A 20,741-nucleotide genomic window follows, 5' to 3' on the forward strand; every position below is an offset into this window, starting at 1 on the left:
AAAACATACCCGATTTTAAGGGTATTCACACATACTTGATTGAATTAGCTAGCAGAAGCTGTTTTTTCTTCAGGATGAATAAAGCCTTTACCGCCTGCCATCATTCCGGTATAAAGAATCACGAAAGTAGCGATTACCAGTATACTGAGCGGTAATTTCCAGTTGCCTGTGACATCATGTAGTATCCCGAAAAGGGTAGGACCACATGCCGCAAGCAAGTAACCAATTGATTGCGACATTCCAGATAGATCAGCCGCTTGATTAGCAGTATGTGTACGCAGACTGAAAAACATCATGGAAAGACTGAATGAAGAAGCACCTGCAATCCCTAATAAAATCAGACATGTAGCTGTCCACCATAAGTAGCCATCTACAAAGATAATGCCCAGCAGTGAAATTAGGTACAACATTACGGTGAATAATACCAGTGGACGCTGTGTTTTGAGCTTCGCCGCTAGAATAGGAATAATAAAGTTAAATGGCAACATCGAAAATTGCATTAAAGATAACATGTAACCGGATTGAATATTAGTCAGTCCTTGTTCTTGCAAAATATCAGGCAACCATGCGATCGATACATAGAAAATCATAGATTGCATACCCATAAAAATTGTAATTTTCCAAGCCAAAGGAGAACGCCATACACTGCGAGTGGCTTTGACACTGTGTTTCATTAACTTGGCAGGTTGATTGTAACGTTGTTGCGGAATCCATAAGATCAGTGCGACCATCGCAAGCACCGTCCAGATCAAAATCGAACCTTTCCAACCGAGTCCCGTATTAGCTAAAGGTAGACTTACTGCTGAAGCGGTAGCGGCGAATACATTCATACAGATCGAATAAATACTGGTCATAATCCCAACACGAAAAGGAAATTCGCGCTTGATCATACCCGGCAAAATTACATTGACGATTGCAATCGCCAGACCTGTTAAAAATGTACCGATTAACAGCATAGGCAGTCCGCCAAAAGGACGTAACCAACCACCGACGGTTAAGACCATCAGCGAGATAATAATAATACGTTCCATGCCGTACTTTCCAGCTAGCTTAGCGACAAAAGGAGAAAGAATCGCAAAAGCAACCAAAGGAATAGTGGTCAAAAATCCAGCCATCGTATTAGAGACTGGGAAATCGTGACGGATCAAATCCAGTAACGGACTGATCGCCGTAATAGGGCTACGCATATTAATAGCGGTAAACAAAATACAAATCAATACAAAAAGCGGATTCCTCAGGGATAATCCTGATTCCGCATCGTTCAAAGAAGTACGGTTCATTTCTTAGTCCTTTCTATAACACTTGATCGTTCAAGCGTTGATACCCTAATAAGTAACACATGGATAGATCATCCTTGGTCTTCAGGCGATGGAGAGTGATCCAATGACTGAAGTCGATCCGTAAAATAAGTAATATAGTCATCTACAATCAACATCGCTTGTTCACTTTGTTGTTCACGAATCGCTTGAATCAAATTACGATGTCCTGTGCAATACGAATCACTCAGCTCAGTTGTACTGGTAATCGACATTTGAATCTGTTCAAACAGGTGAGCATAGAGATCAATCAGCAATTGATTGTAAGAAGCGGTTGTAATAGCTTGATGTAGCTTAAAGTCGGCTTCTACAAATTCAGCGATCTGCCCTGCATCGATATGTTGCTGGCACAAATCAGCATAATGATCCATCTGTTGTAGATCCTCATCGGTGCGTCTAAGGCAAGCGAGTGCAACGGCTTCGCGATCGAGTGCATGCCGCACTTCAAGAACTTCAACAACGGTGGAATTTTGTACCCGCTTTTGCAAAACAGAATGCAGTTCACTGTTAGCGATCACGAATGTTCCGTCCCCTTGTCTGGTCGATAACAGACCGACATGAACAAGTGCACGAACAGCTTCACGTAATGTATTACGACTGACACCGAACTGTTCCATTAATTCAGCTTCTTTGGGAATACGCATACCAATTGCCCAGCTGTTATTTTTGATTCGTTGTTCAATCTGTGAATAGACTTGATCTACCAACGATTGTTTTTCTAATTTATTAAAAATAATATTCACTCCTAAAGGTAGGATGATTGGTCTATTGGACATTTTATCGAACTATACCCAAATTGTAAAGTGAAAAAGACAATTTTGAAGTGATTTCCATGTTAGATTACATTATGCTTAGACGAATCTATATTGCTATCAGACCTTTTGCTCTGAACAATAGATAAGGTATAGATAGAAAGCGATTTAGAGTAAAAGGGGTACTTTATTTATGATCATAAAAGATATGTTTATTAATTTTTGTATCATCTCTACTTTTTTATTTTTTGGGAATATCGTTTTTCGTAATTGGCGTAGCAACCCGCGTATTAGTCCATTTGTTTTAAGCTGCTTAACAGGGGCTTTTTTGGGTTTATTTGGTATTATTCAGATGCACTTTACATTCAAATTAGATAACGGAACATTACTGGATCTGCGCCAAATTCCTATTATTGTAGCAACAGTGCTCGGTGGAGGCATCTCAGGGACGATTACCACCCTTATTATTTCAATTGCACGCTTATGGCTGTCTGCTCCAATCAGTATCGTTTCTTTTTTAGGGATAGCTAACGCCTGCATGACACTTCTAATCACCTATCTTGTTTTTCGAACCCGGCAATCGTTTAGTCGTAAATGGGTAATAACTTCATTGATTTCGACATTGAACTCATTATTCTTTTTCCTAATCTGGTCAGGGTTTACCAAAGAAACGACACTGATTCTGTTTATCCTTATTTTATTTTCATCATTTATTTTTACATATTTATTAATTGAGCGGTTAAGACGGTATAACCAACTGTATGATGCTATGAGTCAAGAAGTACAATTGGATTTTCTCACAGGGTTATACAACTATCGGGGATTTGAAATGAAGTACAATCAGTTAAGTCAGGAAAAGCATATCCCGTTTGCATTGTTTCTGTTAGATATTGATCATTTTAAAATGATTAATGATCAGTACGGTCATTCTGCTGGAGATGCTGTACTGGTTCAATTTGCAGAGGTGTTACGTCGTAGTGTGCGTGTCTGTGATCATTGTTCTCGCAAAGGAGGAGAAGAGTTCTCTCTGATCTTAGAACATGTAGAACAGCAAGCGGAGGCGATAGAATGGGCAGAGAACATTCGCAAAAATATAGAGAAACATACCTTTGTGATTCCTGATGGACGACAAGTGTCGCTTACTGTATCTATTGGTATTGGGTTTTATCCACTGCACCCGTGTGACGAATTATTAGACAAAACAGATGATGCATTGTATCAAGCGAAAAAAGCAGGCAGAAACCAGTTTTGTATCGCCCTCTAAAATAATAAATAAGGACTATTGAATAAAATCGTTAGACTGACGATGTATATAGATATACTTATTATTTTCGCAGTCAAAGGGACGTGAACAAATGTTGTTCAAAGACTTATTTATGAATTTTTGTATTCTAGCAACATTTTCTTTTTTTGGAAGTATGTTATTGAATTATTTGAATGCCCATTTCAAAACAAGTACCTATATAAAGCGTCAATGGATCGGACTTTTTTTCGGTTGCTTGGGAGCGACATTGATGCAATTCACCTTTCCAGTTGGAGATAATGTTTTGCTGGATTTACGCCAGATATCAATTGTACTTTCGATCAGTATGGGTGGCAGTGTAGCTGGGATTATCACCACGATTATGATCATGATCACCCGTATTATATTGAGTCCAACGATAGGGTTAAGCGCAATATTAGGATTAATCAATGCGGCGACGCTGTGTATTGTCGCTTCATGGATTTTTTCGCGAAGTATGACTTTTTATAAAAAATGGTTATATTCAGGCATTGCACTGACGATTATTGCTACGGCTTCTTTATGTATTGTATTAGGAAGAAATGAAATTGATAAAGTATTGGTTTTTATTGTCGTGGAATCAGCGGCGACTTTATTTATTTTTATGCTTACTCGATCCCTGCGCAAAAATAACGAATTGTTTGAAAAAGTCAGCAAAGAAGCTCAATTCGACTTTTTGACCGGATTGCATAATCCAAGAGCTTTTGAGAAGAAGTTTGAGCAATTGCAACATCAGGAAACCGATATGGCACATTCGCTACTGTTTATTGATATTGATCATTTTAAAAAAGTAAATGATGTGTATGGTCATCCTGCGGGGGATGCCGTACTTTTTCAGCTTGCTAATGTAATTCAACAAAGTATTCGCAGTACCGATTATGGTGCTCGCAAAGGTGGAGAAGAATTTGCAGTCTGGCTGGAATATTGTCAATTAACCGAAGCCAAAATGATTGCAGAGACGTTACGTACCAATGTGGAGAAGAAGAAATTTATATTACCTGATGGCAAAATGATTCATATCACCATCTCGATCGGCATTGGGATGTATCCTGCACTGACGTGGGATGAATTGTTAGAAAAGACCGATCAAGCGTTGTATCAAGCCAAACAGCAAGGGCGCAATCGTTCCTGTCTAGCACAGTCTTCACTTTAATAATCTAGCCAGTCCTATAGTATTCAAAATAGATATACGATCTCTTATTGTTGATGAGATCGTATTTTTTAGTATATTTACAGTGTTCTGGATGTTTAAATTTACTTTTAATTAAAAATTTACATAAAAGAGGAATTAGATAGACAAAATAGAATTATGATAATAAGAGAATCAGAATGAGTTATTCTGTCTCTACCTATCAAAGGAGGAATTGTTATATGCATAAGGTGGTAACGAAGCAGTTAACGATAGTGCTTTTGACAGCATTATTGATGTTCATTTCTTTATTGGGTGGATATCGTCCGGTAGCAGAAGCAGCAACAACATTAACTGTTGCTCAAGCGATTCAGGCTCAAAGTGGCGGGTCTACAATTACAGTTAAAGGGATTGTTGTTGGACATGCTTCAGGAGCTTCTACAGGCGATTTTACAAGCCCATTTGCAAATGATTTCAATGTATTAATCGCAGACAGTAGCAGCGAACGTACAACAAGCAAGCTGTTAGATGTACAATTGAGTACTGCTTTTCGTTCACAGTTCGGTTTACAGAGCAATCCAAGTCTAATTGGCAAAACGATTGTCGTTACAGGTACAGCCGGTGCATATAATAATTTTGCAGGTGTGAAAAGCCCATCATCTGTTACTTTAGATGGCGGCACAACTACACCTCCTACAGAACCAGGGACAGATACACCTCTTCCTAACGGTACAGGTAAAAAAGTATTGTTTGATAACACACATGCTCAAACAGCGGGTGCAGCAGATTGGGTAATCGATGGTGGATTCTCTGACTTTGCAAATGGACTCAAAGCAGATGGATTTACAGTAGATGCACTTACTCGTCCAGTACCCTATACATTTGGAGAGCAAGCGATCACTTATGATAAGATCAAAGGATACGATGTATTCGTTATCGCTGAGCCTAACGTTCCTTTCAAAGCAACAGAACAAGCAGCAATGCTTCAATATGTAAAAGGTGGCGGTAGTATTTTCTTTATTGCCGATCATTATAATGCAGACCGTAACAAAAACCGTTGGGATGGATCTGAAGCGATCAATGGCTACCGTCGTGGTGCTTACAGTAACCCAACTAAAGGCATGACAGCTGAAGAAGCGGCTTCTCCAGCAATGCAAGGTGTAAGCGGTTCGGACTGGTTAGGGTCGAACTTTGGTATTCGTTTCCGTTACAACGCGCTAGGTGATGTGAATGCCAATGATATCGTAGCTTCTTCCCAAGCATTCGGAATCACATCAGGCGTGAGTTCAGTAGCGATGCATGCAGGTTCTACACTAGCTATTTTAGATCCAACCAAAGCTAAAGGAATTGTATATTTACCATCTTCTGTATCTAAATGGAACAATGCAGTCGATCAAGGGGTATACAATGGCGGTGGACGTGCAGAAGGTCCTTACGCAGCAATCTCTAAAGTAGGAGCAGGTAAAGCAGCATTTATCGGTGATTCTTCACCAGTCGAAGATGCTTCTCCAAAATATCTACGTGAAGAAACAGGCGCTAAAAAAACAACCTATGATGGATACAAAGAAGTGAATGATGCGAAGTTGTTGGTACAGACTGTAAGATGGTTGGCTGTGAAAGAAAGCTATACAAGCTTAAGCCAAGTATCGGGTCTGACTGTAGATAGCCCAACATCATTGTTGCCGATTGAGACACCTGCTACTTCTACAGAACCACAAGCAGAACCATGGGCAACACCAGCGGCAGGATACAAATGGTATGATCCTACAACATTTAAAAGCGGTTCCTACGGAGCAGCTTCTTAATTAAAGTAGTAAACGTATAAGTAATGAAAAAAAACAGCTTTCGGTCTGAGGATATTCTTCAGATACGAAAGCTGTTTTTTTGATAATAAATGGATCTACATAACAAACGTTCCGATTACAAAAGAAATTCCGATAATCAACGAACGTAACAGTTGAGCAATAGCCATATTTCCTTTTTCGATCTGTTCACAGACTTTAGTGCGTGGTGTAACCCAATCGAACACCAGATACACCAGACAAAGAATCACAATACCGATCCCTGACCAGATTAATACATCGAGCCATGCGTCAGAGTTAATCGAGACTAACCCTACAATAATACATAATCCTAATAACTTACTCCCCATATACATGCCTGCCGCTTGGTTGCCTTCAGCGATTTGCTGGTTATCATTGTAGCGTGTCAATAAGCTGAAGATATAATACCCGACAAACAGAATCGCAAATAAAATCACTAATCCTATTCCGATATGTAATAAATCGGTTCCAAAGTTTTTCACTGTATTTCCTCCTTCAAAGTTAAATGTAGAATTTAGTGTGATCGATCTGATACAGATGGATCAACAGCCGCTGCACAGTAGCAAGCCAGATTATCGGTGACTTTGCCCCCAATACGAGGAAGTAATCCTGCAAACTGACCACCGATAACAAAAGCACCTGTTAACAAATAACCATCAAATGTTCCCTCAGTCGTTGTGACAGATACAGGTTCCATAGGGTGCAATTGTTGATATATTTTGGGTTGATCTTCATAATAAGCGGCAATCTCTTCGGCTTCTGTAGGTATAGCATTAGAATCAATAATAGGGGATTCAGATACAGCTACCGAATGTTGTTCGGGTTGTTCGATCAGATGTGTACCTAACCCTTCACGTCCAAAAAAACCTTTGACCACATAGGGAATCTGTTGTTCTACAAAGACTTGATCTGTAAAATACGTCGGTAATAAATAATGCTCAATCCATTCACATTCTTGGGCTGTAAATAAAGTGAATCCCGTATATTCTGCCATCTGTTCATTCCGTTCATATAACGACCAGATCGTAGCCATAAATCCTTTACTTTGCGTTAAAATATGTTGCGTTGGATTGAGTAGACCTAGCTTCCCGGTGTTCACTAATTGCAATAAATCTTCACCCACCAGCCGACCTGAATCAGCTTCCCGATCTTCGACGAGATACTCTAATGGATACAAGCGATATAGAATAGAAATACGTTCTACATCATGATACAGCCCTTTACCAGGGACAATCTTCAATTGTTCCAAAGGGATATACTTCGCTTCAATACCTAGCGCTAGACATTGTTCCATCATATATAACGTATTTGCACGATCTTCATCATGCCAGTCGTAACTGGTGAAATGGATGATTCTCCCCAATCCCTGCTGTTCATAATAATCAACGGCTTGCTTGAACATTTGACGAATACAATTATTCATCTGCCTTGAAGCAGGTTGTAGATCAGGTGCATAACGCAACAATTCCTGTTCTAAAAAAGCAACTTCAGGTATACCGCTTGGGGTATCTGTATTATTTTCGATACATTTCAGCTCACCTTGAGAGCTAATAATCCAATCTAAGCGAGTAAATCCATCGATAGGAATAGCTTGTCTTGCGCTTTCGATCAATGCAGGATGAATGCCTAATTGTTGCAATAGATATTCATCTGGCAAATGTGCTTGTACAAACTGTAATGTTTTGCGATACAGATGATCTACATTTTCAGAACCAACTCGTAATTGTTCTAATTCGTAATCTTTATACAGCGTGAGCGCTGTTAAGCAGTAAGGTTTCTCATACATCATATGATACGGCACCTGTTGTTCAATCCGAGGGGTAAATAATTGTGCTCGTGTATAGGGAAGAGCGCGTGTCTGTCGCATCTACTTAACCTCCAGAAAAGAAACCACTAACTCCACCACTGCCGAAGCCACTATGGGAGCTACTTTTTTTTGAATAGGACGAGCCACCGTAATAGCTACTGTGGGTATTACAGTTATATGCATTACCGTTCTGATCATACTGACAATCGTCATCGTAATCGTTGCCACAACCAGAAAGGGTTGCAGGAACAGCTAGCATTAACGAGAAAGCGATCATTTTGGTACGATTATTCATGATTCGTTCACCTCACTTAAAAAAATCATCACTTTCTGCCGATCTGCATCCAGTACGGTGTACAAAATATCGTAAGTGATATCTTGCTGTACCAAATAGTGATCCAATAAGCGAAGAGCAAGATCAAGCGGAGCGACATAGGAATCTATCGCATGACGACGTTGAAAGGCTTTGCCATCCCAAAGCCAGTATTCAGGTGACAGACCGCTTGGATAATCTTTTTGCCCGCTGATCGTGGTCGCCAGACTGCGCTGATACGTAGACGGTAATTCTTCTGCAAATGGACGCAGATAGATCGTATGCTTCTCATGATCGACAGACTCATGAGAGACATGAACCCATATGCGATCATTTAACTTTACGGCATCCACTAATTTATGTACGAATAATTCTTCTTGTGACAACGAATGTATGTGATGCACTTCGCCGATTTCAGCTTGTTTGGCCTCTGACCATTCGATATATCGCAGAGGATAATACATAGCGTTCACTCCCTTTTGAATAATGTATCACTAGACTATTCCTTTTACGTCGTAATTTGTAAAAAGATGCACATTTTCCAGTATACCGATTTCTTTGCAAATAGGAACAAATATTTCGTGTAATCGGCTCTGTATCATGCAAAGTCAAGAATATGAATAACAAATTCGCAAACCGCAAAGGCTTGCTTGTATAATGAGCCTAACAACGTTTGTGAATAAGGTAGAGACGATCCATATGGTCTTATTTTCTTGGAACAACGTCTGCCACTTTTGTAACGATACAAGGAGGTATGACTGATGACAGATCGACTCTATAGACACACTCGTAAGCCACAACGTCTGTCCATGTCTCTATGGATAGAATGGCTGTTATTTTTGCTATTACTGTCAGTAGGACTAGGGTTAAGGTTATGGCTAGGAAGCCGTTATGCTGGATTTATGAGTGATCAGAATTTATTTGTACAATGGATGAATGCCTTACGACAATATGGGCTGGGTACAGTCTATATACATGATCCCAATATTAACTACCCACCACTATTTTTGTTATTTATGCAGGGTTATGCTGCTTTTTTGCATGGATTTGGAATCACGATTCAAGCGGGTCAATTGTCTTTCAAATCATTATTAATTGTACTGGATCTGGTTGCAGGCATAGCTGTATTTGGCTGGTCGCTAGGGAAAGAAAAGGCGATTGTTCGTTGGGGGCTACTGTGTCTGTTTGTCCTGAATCCAGCACTGATTGTGAATAGCTCGATCTGGGGACAAGTGGATATTTTGAATGGGATGTTGATGGCTGGAGCCTTATTAACCTTTCTAGCGTCGCCTATTTTGTCAGGAATACTCTTTTTTTTAGCATTATTAACCAAATTGCAGGCAATTGTGATTGCTCCTGTGTTTGGATTGTATCTATTGAAATCTCTGTGGCAACGTAATATCAAGCCTTTGATCCATATGACGATAGGTGCCGTCATTCCTGTAATAGGGGTCGCTATTTATTTTGCTTCTTATGGCGGATTACAAGCGATGCTCAAAAGCGCGTATATGAGTGCAGTAGGCTTGTACACTCAAGTGACATTGAATGCACTCAATATCTGGTTTTATGTCGTAGGTACGGTTCCAACAACAAGCGATACAGCAAAGCTCTGGAACATCATTTCATTGCGTAATCTAGGATTTATATTGTTGCTATTAGCTGTGATCTATACAGGTATCTACCTCTGGAAATGCCGTACGATTACAACAGCTATTTTACTCAAAGCCGGTGCATGGATATCCTTTGCCTTTTTTATGCTACCTACGGAAATTCACGAACGCTACAGTATTCCTGCGTTAATCTTGATCTTGCTGGTGACAATGTTGGATCGTAAATGGATTGCGATCGCATGTATATTGAGTGTAACGATTACGTATAATCTATGGGGTGTACTCACAAGCAACCTTCCGCAACTTTCTGGCATAGTGGTTGTGTGGATTCATATTTTTATTTTGCTATGGATCGGATGGTTAATGTATCGGGATATGCGAAGTACGAGTAGAGGGATAGTGTGGGTAGATACAAATAACTGATACTTAAATAATCTTATTACTATTAGAAAAGCGTGCTTTACAGTGGTTTGCTTCTCAATAAATCAAAAAACGCCTACAAACATCATGTCTGTGGGCGTTTATCAACTTGCTGGAATTAATCTGTACTCCTCTATTCAATCGGAGGATTATTGTAGCATTTGCGACACACCGGATAATAACTTTCGTTACCGCCAATTTGAATTTGCTCGCCTGTATACACAGGTTTACCATCTTTGACCCGCAGATTCATAATGGCTTTCCGTTCACAGAACCAGCAGATCGTTTTCATTTCTTCGATTTTATCCGCATACAGTAGCATATACTGGCTACCTTCGAACAGATTATTTTGAAAATCGTTTTTGAGACCGAAACCCATCACAGGAATACTTAATTCATCCACGATGCGTACCAGTTGCAAAATCGCTTCTTTTTTCATAAATTGGCATTCATCAATTAATACACATGAAGGCTTAGGGGAATAATTTTTGACAATACTGTAGATATCCGTATCATCGTGAATAGCAATCGCTTGACGACGTACACCAATGCGAGAAGATACATAACCGGTCTCATCGCGATTATCTAGCGCAGATGTAAAAATCAGAACATGTTTATCCTGTTCCTCATAATTGTGGGCCACTTTAAGAATCTCAATAGACTTCCCACTGTTCATTGCACCATGCTTAAAAAATAACTGTGCCAATGGTCATAATACCCCTTTCTGTAGATCGTTCTTTCTGTCAGCGTGATCTATTGTAGCAGGAATTAGAGGGAGAGACCAATTTAAAATCCAACGAAAAAACAACAAATCCAAAAACGAGTATGAGCCACTAGACTACTCTTATGCTTGCGTAGAAGAAGCTTCTGTTAATAATCCATCGAGCGTAGTTACCATTTGGCGTAAATACTGGATATCTTCTGCTGTCCATACATGATCTGGTTGGTATAGAATGAAGTTAAGGATTTCTTCACAGATATGATCGATACCTTCGTACGAGAGCGTAAGTGCCAATCCTTTGATAGCATGGGCATGACGATGAATCGCATCAGGTAATGTACGATGATCTGCTGACAATCGCCCGTGATCATAATCTTCGAAGCGATGTTGTAAATCTTGCATTTTGAGAGAAGCATCCGCCAAAAATCGAATTCTAGTTTGCTGAATGATCTGTTGATACCGATCTGCTTTTGACATGAATCTTTCCCTCCCTATTTTTCTGCAAAGGACGTGTAACCGTTTCATGAAAAAAATAGTTATTATTGATGATAGCGCTCCATTTACATTGTTGATTAAGCAATTGTTGGAAACAGAAGATGTAATCGTAGAATCATATGAGGATGCTGGTGACTTTTTGAAAATCCCTTCGCGTATTACAGGATATGATTTGATTATTTTAGATATTCATCTACCGGATGTAGACGGACTGCATGTACTAGAAAATCTTAAAAACAAACCAGCTACCAAAGATATCCCTGTGTTACTGTTGTCAGGTGATTCTCGTTCTGAAATGGTCATTCGTGGTATGCGTATGGGGGCAATTGATTTCATGACAAAACCAATCGATCCTGCACAATTGATCGAGCGAGTATTGGATCATTTAGACAGAGGAATAGATCAATCATAAAAACGCTTTTACAGGGTACATTTTAGCATAAATTTAAAGGAAATAGACAGGATGTTTTGTATCGTTTGGATCAGGATACTTTATAAAAGAACTGTCTGAACCATTTTAAAATGAAGACTATAGTAAAAAAAGATGGAGAAGCAGCAGCCTATTTATTTTTAGTAGGCTGTTTTGTTTGTCCAATAAAATAAATATATATACCTAAAAAAATAAAATATCAATTAACACTTGAATACCCTATGGGGGTATGCTAGGATAGAATTATAAATGATTACAGGGGGCTACTTTATGGAGAAGATGGATCATCTGAATATCGAAGGTTCACCTCAGGAACATCGTGAATCTTGCGACCATAGCCCGGGAGAGGTTCGGCACAGTCACCATTCAGATGAGATGAAAAGTAATATGATTCGCCGTCTTAATCGTGTGGAAGGACAGATTCGCGGGATCAAAGGCATGATCGAGAAAGATACGTATTGTGATGATGTACTGAATCAGATTGCAGCTGCCCAATCCGCATTGAATTCGGTGGGTAGATTGTTGTTAGAAGGGCATATGAAGAGCTGTGTAGTAGAGCGAATCGAAGCCGGCGAGAATGAAGTGATTGACGAGCTATTGATAACGATTAATAAATTATTGAAATAATATAATCATAACTTTTTGAAGGAGGACATAATCATGGCAACGATCAAATTAGAAGTAGAAGGTATGTCTTGTAATCACTGTGTTCAAGCGGTAGAAGGAGCACTGCAAGAAATTGGTGCTAAAGGCAAAGTGAATTTGGAAGCGAAGTCTGTAGATATTGAATACGATGCAGATCAAGTGGATATCATGAAATTGACCGATGCGATTGAAGAACAAGGATATGACGTTATCTCCACAGGCGGTTAATAGAACGATAGAGCTGTATACTGATTTATGTATGTTGAAATGAAGTGAATGTGTTGCCCTTAGTAATCCTTCGGGCAACTTTTTTTGGAAATATAAATACCCTATAGGGGTATAAAAAATAAAGAATCTTATCGAAAAAGGAGGTTATTAGCATGAACGCATCATCAGAAGATCAGACCAAGCAATTAACATTACAAATTGGTGGCATGACTTGCGCTGCTTGTGCAACACGAATTGAGAAAGGATTGGGTCGTCTTGACGGGGTAGAAGAAGTGAATGTGAATTTAGCTCTTGAACGAGCTTCTGTCACTTATACCCCATCTACAGTAAATAAAGAACAAGTGGAACAGAAAATCGAACAATTGGGTTATCAATCACTGAAAGAAACTGTCGATCTAGATATTGCAGGTATGACCTGTGCAGCGTGTGCTACAAGAATTGAAAAAGGAATCAAGCGGATGGAAGGCGTCTCATCAGTCAATGTAAATCTGGCGCTGGAAACCGCTAGAGTTCAATATACGCCGGGTAGTCTAGAAACAACCGATATTATACGCAAAGTGGAAAAGCTAGGCTATACCGCATCTCCCAAAAAAGAAGAAGGTCTTCAACAACGACGAGCACATGAAGCCACTGTGCGAAAGTGGAAATTAATCGCTTCGGCGATCTTATCACTGCCTTTACTGTGGGCGATGTTCGGTCATTTTAGCGTGACATCATGGATTGGTGTACCGATGTTTTTAATGAATCCATGGGTACAATTAATACTTGCTACACCGGTTCAATTTATTATTGGAGGAGCTTTCTATGTGGGTGCTTACAAAGCATTGCGTAGCGGAAGCGCCAATATGGATGTACTGGTAGCACTGGGAACATCGGCTGCTTACTTTTATAGTTTATTTCTCATTATTCGTTCGTTGGTAGTACCGGGAACGACGGTAGAATTATATTTTGAAGTGAGTTCGATCTTGATTACATTGATTTTACTAGGCAAATGGTTTGAACATCGTGCCAAAGGACGTTCTTCGGATGCGATACGTAGCTTGATGGGCTTACGAGCTGTAACTGCTCGTATTGATCGCGATGGAGAAGAAGTAGAGATTCCAGTCGATGATGTGCAAGTTGGCCATATTATTATTGTCAAACCGGGTGAAAAGATTCCAGTCGATGGTGAAGTGGTCGAAGGGCATTCTTCTATTGATGAATCGATGTTAACCGGAGAAAGTCTACCTGTTGAAAAAACGGTCGGTGATCAGGTGATCGGAGCCACTATTAATCAGAATGGACGACTTAAGTTCCAGGCTGTTCATATCGGCAAAGAAACCGCGCTGTCTCAGATTATTCGTGTTGTAGAAGAAGCTCAAGTCTCCAAAGCACCGATTCAGCGTCTAGCTGATGTGATTTCAGGTATTTTTGTACCGATTGTAGTCGGTATTGCATTATTAACCTTTGCAATCTGGTTCTGGGGTGTAACGCCCGGTGATTTTAGTGGAGCACTTGAAAAAGCAATTGCGGTACTGGTTATCGCTTGTCCATGTGCACTAGGGCTAGCTACACCGACTTCGATTATGGCAGGTTCAGGTAGAGCTGCTGAATACGGTATTTTGTTCAAAGGTGGAGAGCATTTAGAAGCGGCACACAAAGTAGATACAGTTGTATTAGACAAAACAGGAACGATTACACGTGGTGAGCCTATTTTAACAGACCTTCGATTTGCTAATCATCACGAACAGATTTCAGAAGATCAATGGTTAACATGGGTAGCCGGAGCGGAATCAGCTTCTGAACATCCATTAGCTAGAGCCATTGTACAAGGGATCAAAGATCGTGGATTAACACCTGTTCATGTAGATACCTTTGAAGCGATACCCGGCAAGGGTATACATGCAATGACAGGACAACAATCGCTATGGATCGGAACTCGTCAATTGTTACAATCTCAGCAGATTGATGTAGATTATCTTGAAGCAGAGATTCAAGAAGTTGAACAGCAGGGTAAAACAGTGATGTTAACTGCTATTAACGGTCAGTACGCAGGCTGGATTGCTGTAGCGGATACGGTTAAAGAAACATCACAAGCAGCAATAGCTCGTCTCAAACAAATGGGCTTACGTGTGATTATGATTACAGGCGACAATGAACGTACCGCTCAAGCGATTGCTAGCCAAACAGGTGTCGATCACGTATTGGCAGGTGTACTGCCTGAAGGTAAAGCTGCCGAGATTAGCCGTTTGCAACAAGAAGGTCGTATTGTAGCGATGGTAGGAGATGGGATCAATGATGCTCCTGCTTTGGCAACAGCCAATACAGGGATTGCGATTGGTACAGGAGCCGATGTAGCGATGGAAGCGGCAGATATTACCTTAATGCGTGGAGATCTGAACGGGATTGCCGATGCGATTATGCTCAGTCGCCGGACGATTCGTAATATTCGCCAAAATCTATTCTGGGCGCTTGCTTATAATGTTATTGGTATTCCTATTGCTGCCCTAGGTTTGTTAGCTCCATGGTTAGCCGGGGCAGCAATGGCTTTTAGTTCCGTATCGGTGGTATTAAATGCGTTACGTTTACAACGAATCAAATTATTATAAACTTGCATTTAGTACTAATTAATATGATAATAGTTATATATAATTAGTTAGTTATAAATGATTAGTAGACAGGAGTGTTCCTATTTATGAATGATACCATTTCTTTATTAATGAAGCACCGTTCGATTCGTAGCTATAAATCTGATCCCGTTACCGAAGAACAATTAGAAGCGATTGTTGCTGCTGGGCAAATGGCATCTAGTTCTAGTAATGTGCAAGCTTATAGTGTGATTGCTATTACAGATCCAGAGCGTAAGTCCAAGCTATCTGTGCTTGCAGGGAACCAACCGTATATTGAGCAATGCCCTGTATTTCTAGTATGGTGTGCAGATATGTATCGCTTGGAAAATGCGGTTCAACAGCATATGCCTGAAGCTGAATCTTATGGTGATGCCGCAGAAAACTTTATTGTGGCTACCGTAGATGTTACTTTAGCTGCACAGAATGCCGCAATAGCCGCAGAGTCTTTAGGACTTGGTGTAGTCTATATTGGTGGGATTCGTAACCATATCGAAGAAGTGTCTGATTTCTTAGACTTACCGGATCATGTGTACCCTATCTATGGCATGTGTCTAGGCTATCCGAATCAAGAGCCGGGTATTCGTCCACGCTTACCACAGAAAGCAATCTTGCATCGTGAATCCTATCAAGCAGATACAACTTTAGAAGCAATGAAAGAGTACGATGACACAATGGTTCGTTATTTGTCTGAACGTACAGGTGGAGCCAAAAGTGCACCATGGTCAGCTTTGATGGCTGAGAAAATGACGGCTCCTTCACGGATGCAATTAAAATCATTTTTAGAACGCAAAGGATTCAATAAACGTTAATTGTAATATCGTGATTTTACATCATAATATAGTAAAAAACCGTTATCGATTGTTCTCACGAAGAGTCCACGATAACGGTTTTTTATGCTTTATTCAGCTAATATTTTGATCCAACCTAATATAGAAATGATAAGCATCGTGAAAAGAAGGGCAGATAACCGTACAATGCGAGGTATAGCCAGCCAATACTTTAGCATTTTCCACTGTAGTTCTTTCCATTTTTCCCAATTGATGATCATGGAGCAGACACTCCTCTATTGAAGTCGTGTAGAACTTGTTCAATTGTATCGAGTTTATTAAGAACGTTCCAGTGCTGGCTTAGCATTGGACTGATTGGGAGTTGGATGAACAGTAGGTGCTTCATGCTCTCGAATCGCCTGAAATAATTGTTTACTAGAAGGTAAGAACAGAGCGACAATCAGATTCAATATCGATACAGCAAACATCAATAGAAATACATAATGAATTCCAGATGCTAATTGAGAGGTTGTCCCTGTTGTCACAATCGCATTAAATACCATGCCGAATACAGCCACACTGATCGTCTGTCCAAGCGAATTCATTAACGTATTGGTAGAAGTCGCTACACTACGCATCTGGAAGCCGACAGCGCCCTGAATAATAACCAGTGATGGAGTCACAATAAAGCCCATGCCCAGTCCAATCAGAATCAATGAACCTACGATCACACCGTAAGAAGATTGAGCATGCATAACAGCTAGCCATAGACTACCGCCTACAACCAATGCTGATCCAAGTACAATCAGTAATTTGGCGCCTACTTTGTACATCCAGCGTCCGGCTAACGTAGAAGCGACAGGCCAGGCAATCGACATCGGCATTAGAGCCAGTCCAGCACTCGTAGCACTATAGCCGAATACATCTTGTATCCAGAGTGCACAATACACCGTTACACCCATGACCATCCATCGTGTAGAGAAACCAAGCACATAAGGAATAGATAAAATACGTGAGTGAAACAGCGATAACGGTAACATCGGTTCAGTTGCACGCTGTTCAATCCGTAGGAACAAAGCCATAAAAATAACAGTCACCGCAAATAAACCTATAATCATCGGTGAACTCCAAGCATATTCTTCTCCACCTGTTAAAAGGGCTAACAACAAAGCGGTCATTCCGATCGTAAACGTAATGGCTCCTGCATAATCGATCGACTTCTGCTTTTTCTCAAAAGATTCGTGGAAATAAATAAAGATAAACAAAATAGCGATAATACCTACAGGTAAATTGATAAAGAAAATCCAGCGCCAGGAGATATAATCGACGAAATAACCACCAACTAATGGACCAAACAGCCCAGCTACAGACCATACCGATGAGAATAATCCCTGTACTTTGGCACGTTCTTTACCGGGATACAGATCGCCTACGATGGTAAAGGTTACCGGAGTAAGTGCTCCTGCGCCAATCCCTTGAATCGCACGATACCAGATCAATTCAGTCATCGAGTTAGCAAATCCACACATGATCGAACCCAGCACGAATACTCCAAGTCCTATCGCAAAAATAGATTTCCGACCAAATAAATCACCCAGCTTACCAAAGATAGGCGTGGCGATACATGTGGTTAATGTATAAATAGAGAAGATCCAACTAATAAGGTTCAGTCCACCGAGTGAAGAAATAATGCGCGGTGATGCTGTACTGACTACTGTAGAATCTAGGGCACCAATAAACAGGGCTGCAAGCAGACCTATAGTAACCATAGACCGATTGGTTGCTTTGGACATGTACATTGTTCCTTCTTCCTGAATCAAGATGTTTATTATTAACGAAAAGAGAGTTATTTGAAGCACTGCACATCGTATATCAGAATAAAAGGAACGTCAAGACCTTTGAAGCATACGAACACTTGTAGTGAGTTAACCATTTTTTACAAAAAAGATTGTATTAAATCGAGACAATTGCTGGAATTTAGCGTATTCTTGATAGAGTATGAATATCTTTCTATACAAACATTAAGATGGCACAACAGAGAGGAAGATTGTCTAGCAAATGAATTACAAAAACCAACAAATCTTTGGATTTAGCATTGTTTTAACAATAGCTATTATATTCATGGTTATTGAATTTATTATATTTCAGAATGGCTCATTTACAGGTACAGGAATGGTCGTTGCTCTGTTATCTATTCTTCTTATCGTAGTTGGAGTGGGAATCGCATTTTGGACGATCAGAAGAACAACCCATCAGTTAAAACAAGTCACGACAGTGATGGAACAGATCGATTTTGATACGTCTGAACCTTTGCCACGTCTACATGTTACAGCTAGCGGTGAAATTGGTAATATTGCTACAGCTTTTAATAAAATGTCTGAAGCGTTAGAAGTGCATACTCATCAAGCAAGTGAATTTAATAAGCATATCGAAGAAAGCAATTGGATCCAGACTCAATTGGCTCATATTGGAAATGTCTATCGCAATGTAAATGCAATCGATGATCTAGCAGATCGATTAATTCATGAATTAACATCTGCTGTAGAATCAGCATATGGTATTTTTTATTTTTGTGAAGAAGAAAATGGAATTGAATTATTAAAAAGAAAAGCGTCTTATGCTACCTACAGTGATGTGCCTGATCTAGTTCATGCATTTAAATTTGGTGAAGGTATTATTGGACAAACGGCCCTCGAAAAACAGACTCATATCATGAAAGCTCCATCTGATCACCCGATACGTATTCAGACAGGTGCAACCGTTATTCCTATTCAAGAAATTATGATTGTGCCCATCTTATTTGAAAATCGTACAGTCGTTGTCATTGAATTAGGAACAATTCATGGATTTTCGCAAAGACAGCAACAACTGGTTGAACGTATCGCTAATACTTTTGGCGTGGTTGTGAACAATATTGATAATCGGATGCAAGTGGATCGGTTATTACGTGAGTCTCAGACACTAACAGAAGAACTACAATCACAACAAGAAGAATTACAAGTCCAACAAGAAGAACTGCAAGCTACCAATGAACAGCTTCGTGAACGTAATCACTATGCTGAGATCAAAACGGAAGAATTGCAGATCACGCAAAAAGAACTTCAATTGTATTCAGAAGAATTGAGCCGTAGTTCTCGGTACAAATCGGAGTTTTTAGCGAATATGTCCCATGAATTACGTACACCACTCAATAGTATTTTAATTCTGTCTCAATTGATTAGTGAAAAAGAAAAACAGCATGAAGAAGATGATGTTCCACATTTTGGAGAAGTGATCAATCGATCCGGGCAAGATTTGTTAACCCTAATCGACGATATTTTGGATTTGTCTAAAGTAGAAGCAGGGATGGTTGAAGTACAACGTGATTCGGTAGCGGTCTATGATCTACCTGAAGTCATGGGATATAGCTTTGACAAAATTGCAGAGCAAAAAGGTATTGAATTCCATTCTCATATTGATGAAAATGTGCCAGATGTCTTCTATACCGATGAGAAAAGATTACAACAAATCATGAAAAATCTACTTTCTAATGCGTTCAAATTTACAAGTAAAGGTTCTGTAACAATCAATATTTCGTTAGCAGATGAGTCGATTGTGGCTAAAGGATATAGTATTCCTGAGCAGATGGATTATATGTTAGCGATCTCGGTAACGGATACTGGAATAGGAATCAAAGAAGATAAGCAAAGTTTAATCTTTGAAGCTTTTCAGCAAGAAGATGGTACTACAGAGCGTCAGTATGGAGGCACAGGATTAGGATTATCTATTTGTCGTGAGTTCTCCAAATTGCTAGGGGGCTATGTAACGGTTCAAAGTGAACTAGGCAAAGGGAGTACATTTACATTATACCTTCCTTCACTTGCTATCAATGAAGAAGGACAGCCTGTGACCAAGCCTGTATCTCCAACATGGATGGACAAAGAAGAACAAGAAGATTCATTGGCTCGATTACAAGGCAAATCTGTGCTTGTGGTTGATGATGATTTGCGTAATATTTTTGCATTAGAAGGCGTGCTCAAGCTCAAAGGGATGCATGTTCGTAGTGCACAAAATGGGGAAGAAGCGATTGCACTTCTACATGCCGAATCTACAGATATTGTATTGATGGATATGATGATGCCGATTATGGATGGATATGAAGCCATGCGCTGGATTCGCTTAGAGGAAAAGTGGAAAGACTTGCCTATTATTGCGTTAACTGCGAAAGCGATGAAAGATGATCGTGAATTATGTATTGAAGCAGGAGCATCTGATTACATCAGCAAACCGATGAATGTAGAACAGTTGTTATCTGTTATTTTGGTATGGCTTTCCGATTGGGAGCAGCTTGATCAAGTCAGCTCACCTGAACAAGAGCAGACTCAAGAACAAAATAAATAATTTACATTAAAATA

At 39.9% G+C, this 20,741-nt stretch carries 20 protein-coding genes; 10 read left to right on the forward strand and 10 right to left on the reverse strand.

Annotated elements, in window-relative coordinates; genetic code table 11:
• Nucleotides 1-44: 44 nt before the first annotated feature.
• Nucleotides 45-1,280 carry a CynX/NimT family MFS transporter gene (locus PO903_RS07295; protein ID WP_273593018.1) on the reverse strand — a complete coding sequence of 412 codons (1,236 nt, stop codon included), beginning with the start codon at nt 1,278-1,280 and terminating at the stop codon, nt 45-47.
• Nucleotides 1,281-1,348: 68 nt separating this feature from the next.
• Nucleotides 1,349-2,050, reverse strand: coding sequence for a FadR/GntR family transcriptional regulator (locus PO903_RS07300; RefSeq protein ID WP_273594629.1), 702 nt, complete (start codon nt 2,048-2,050; stop codon nt 1,349-1,351).
• 211 nt (nt 2,051-2,261) lie between these two features.
• On the opposite strand from PO903_RS07300, the gene PO903_RS07305 reads away from it, so the two are divergent.
• The 3 genes from PO903_RS07305 (at nt 2,262) to PO903_RS07315 (ending at nt 6,284) form a co-directional block, all read left to right on the forward strand.
• Nucleotides 2,262-3,332: a GGDEF domain-containing protein gene (locus PO903_RS07305; protein WP_069329609.1), complete on the forward strand. Its 1,071-nt coding sequence runs from the start codon at nt 2,262-2,264 to the stop codon at nt 3,330-3,332.
• Nucleotides 3,333-3,492: 160 nt separating this feature from the next.
• Nucleotides 3,493-4,503, forward strand: coding sequence for a GGDEF domain-containing protein (locus PO903_RS07310; RefSeq protein WP_273593019.1), 1,011 nt, complete (start codon nt 3,493-3,495; stop codon nt 4,501-4,503).
• Between the two features lie 272 nt (nt 4,504-4,775).
• Nucleotides 4,776-6,284: a DUF6359 domain-containing protein gene (locus PO903_RS07315; protein ID WP_502921683.1), complete on the forward strand. Its 1,509-nt coding sequence runs from the start codon at nt 4,776-4,778 to the stop codon at nt 6,282-6,284.
• Between the two features lie 95 nt (nt 6,285-6,379).
• On the opposite strand, the gene PO903_RS07320 is transcribed toward PO903_RS07315, so the two are convergent.
• Genes PO903_RS07320 through PO903_RS07335 form a run of 4 tightly spaced genes read right to left on the reverse strand, consistent with a single transcriptional unit; the run spans nt 6,380 to nt 8,886 of the window.
• A complete protein-coding gene (locus tag PO903_RS07320) occupies nt 6,380-6,784 on the reverse strand; it encodes a DUF350 domain-containing protein (protein WP_069329606.1) in 405 nt (134 codons plus the stop codon).
• 32 nt (nt 6,785-6,816) lie between these two features.
• Entirely contained in the window at nt 6,817-8,169 is a 1,353-nt protein-coding gene (locus PO903_RS07325) for a glutathionylspermidine synthase family protein (RefSeq protein ID WP_273593021.1), read from the reverse strand.
• A gap of 4 nt (nt 8,170-8,173) precedes the next feature.
• Nucleotides 8,174-8,404 (reverse strand): hypothetical protein, encoded by a 231-nt coding sequence (locus PO903_RS07330; protein WP_069329604.1) that lies wholly within the window; start codon nt 8,402-8,404, stop codon nt 8,174-8,176.
• A complete protein-coding gene (locus tag PO903_RS07335; RefSeq protein WP_083243671.1) occupies nt 8,401-8,886 on the reverse strand; it encodes a hypothetical protein in 486 nt (161 codons plus the stop codon). Before PO903_RS07335 ends, PO903_RS07330 begins: the two co-directional genes overlap by 4 nt.
• Nucleotides 8,887-9,183: 297 nt before the next feature.
• On the opposite strand from PO903_RS07335, the gene PO903_RS07340 reads away from it, so the two are divergent.
• Nucleotides 9,184-10,455 carry a putative hexosyltransferase gene (locus PO903_RS07340; RefSeq protein ID WP_273593022.1) on the forward strand — a complete coding sequence of 424 codons (1,272 nt, stop codon included), beginning with the start codon at nt 9,184-9,186 and terminating at the stop codon, nt 10,453-10,455.
• Between the two features lie 130 nt (nt 10,456-10,585).
• Here PO903_RS07340 and PO903_RS07345 read toward each other — a convergent pair whose 3' ends face one another.
• Nucleotides 10,586-11,158, reverse strand: a complete 573-nt coding sequence (locus PO903_RS07345) for a thymidine kinase (protein WP_069329602.1) — start codon at nt 11,156-11,158, stop codon at nt 10,586-10,588.
• Between the two features lie 138 nt (nt 11,159-11,296).
• Nucleotides 11,297-11,650, reverse strand: a complete 354-nt coding sequence (locus PO903_RS07350) for an Hpt domain-containing protein (protein WP_069329601.1) — start codon at nt 11,648-11,650, stop codon at nt 11,297-11,299.
• Between the two features lie 46 nt (nt 11,651-11,696).
• Here PO903_RS07350 and PO903_RS07355 point away from each other — a divergent pair, with 46 nt between their 5' ends.
• The 5 genes from PO903_RS07355 (at nt 11,697) to nfsA (ending at nt 16,389) form a co-directional block, all read left to right on the forward strand.
• On the forward strand, nt 11,697-12,080 hold the full coding sequence (locus tag PO903_RS07355; protein WP_069329600.1) for a response regulator: 384 nt from the start codon (nt 11,697-11,699) through the stop codon (nt 12,078-12,080).
• 288 nt (nt 12,081-12,368) lie between these two features.
• The gene (locus PO903_RS07360) at nt 12,369-12,725 is read left to right on the forward strand and encodes a metal-sensitive transcriptional regulator (protein WP_083243668.1); all 357 of its coding nucleotides are present in this window, start codon (nt 12,369-12,371) and stop codon (nt 12,723-12,725) included.
• Between the two features lie 33 nt (nt 12,726-12,758).
• A complete protein-coding gene (locus PO903_RS07365; protein ID WP_069329599.1) occupies nt 12,759-12,971 on the forward strand; it encodes a copper ion binding protein in 213 nt (70 codons plus the stop codon).
• Nucleotides 12,972-13,123: 152 nt separating this feature from the next.
• Nucleotides 13,124-15,559, forward strand: a complete 2,436-nt coding sequence (locus tag PO903_RS07370; protein ID WP_273593023.1) for a heavy metal translocating P-type ATPase — start codon at nt 13,124-13,126, stop codon at nt 15,557-15,559.
• A gap of 86 nt (nt 15,560-15,645) precedes the next feature.
• The gene (nfsA, locus tag PO903_RS07375; RefSeq protein ID WP_069329597.1) at nt 15,646-16,389 is read left to right on the forward strand and encodes an oxygen-insensitive NADPH nitroreductase; all 744 of its coding nucleotides are present in this window, start codon (nt 15,646-15,648) and stop codon (nt 16,387-16,389) included.
• Between the two features lie 89 nt (nt 16,390-16,478).
• Here the strand turns inward: nfsA and PO903_RS07380 are convergent, their stop codons facing one another.
• Together PO903_RS07380 and PO903_RS07385 are read right to left on the reverse strand one after the other, a co-directional pair.
• On the reverse strand, nt 16,479-16,628 hold the full coding sequence (locus PO903_RS07380) for a hypothetical protein (protein ID WP_273593024.1): 150 nt from the start codon (nt 16,626-16,628) through the stop codon (nt 16,479-16,481).
• A 57-nt stretch (nt 16,629-16,685) separates the two neighbouring features.
• Nucleotides 16,686-18,146, reverse strand: coding sequence for an MDR family MFS transporter (locus PO903_RS07385; RefSeq protein WP_273593025.1), 1,461 nt, complete (start codon nt 18,144-18,146; stop codon nt 16,686-16,688).
• Nucleotides 18,147-18,405: 259 nt separating this feature from the next.
• On the opposite strand from PO903_RS07385, the gene PO903_RS07390 reads away from it, so the two are divergent.
• Nucleotides 18,406-20,727 (forward strand): ATP-binding protein, encoded by a 2,322-nt coding sequence (locus PO903_RS07390; RefSeq protein ID WP_273593026.1) that lies wholly within the window; start codon nt 18,406-18,408, stop codon nt 20,725-20,727.
• Nucleotides 20,728-20,741 lie beyond the last annotated feature (14 nt).

Source organism: Paenibacillus sp. PK4536, assembly GCF_028594455.2.
In the GTDB taxonomy this organism is placed as follows: Bacteria; Bacillota; Bacilli; order Paenibacillales; family Paenibacillaceae; genus Saccharibacillus; species Saccharibacillus nuruki.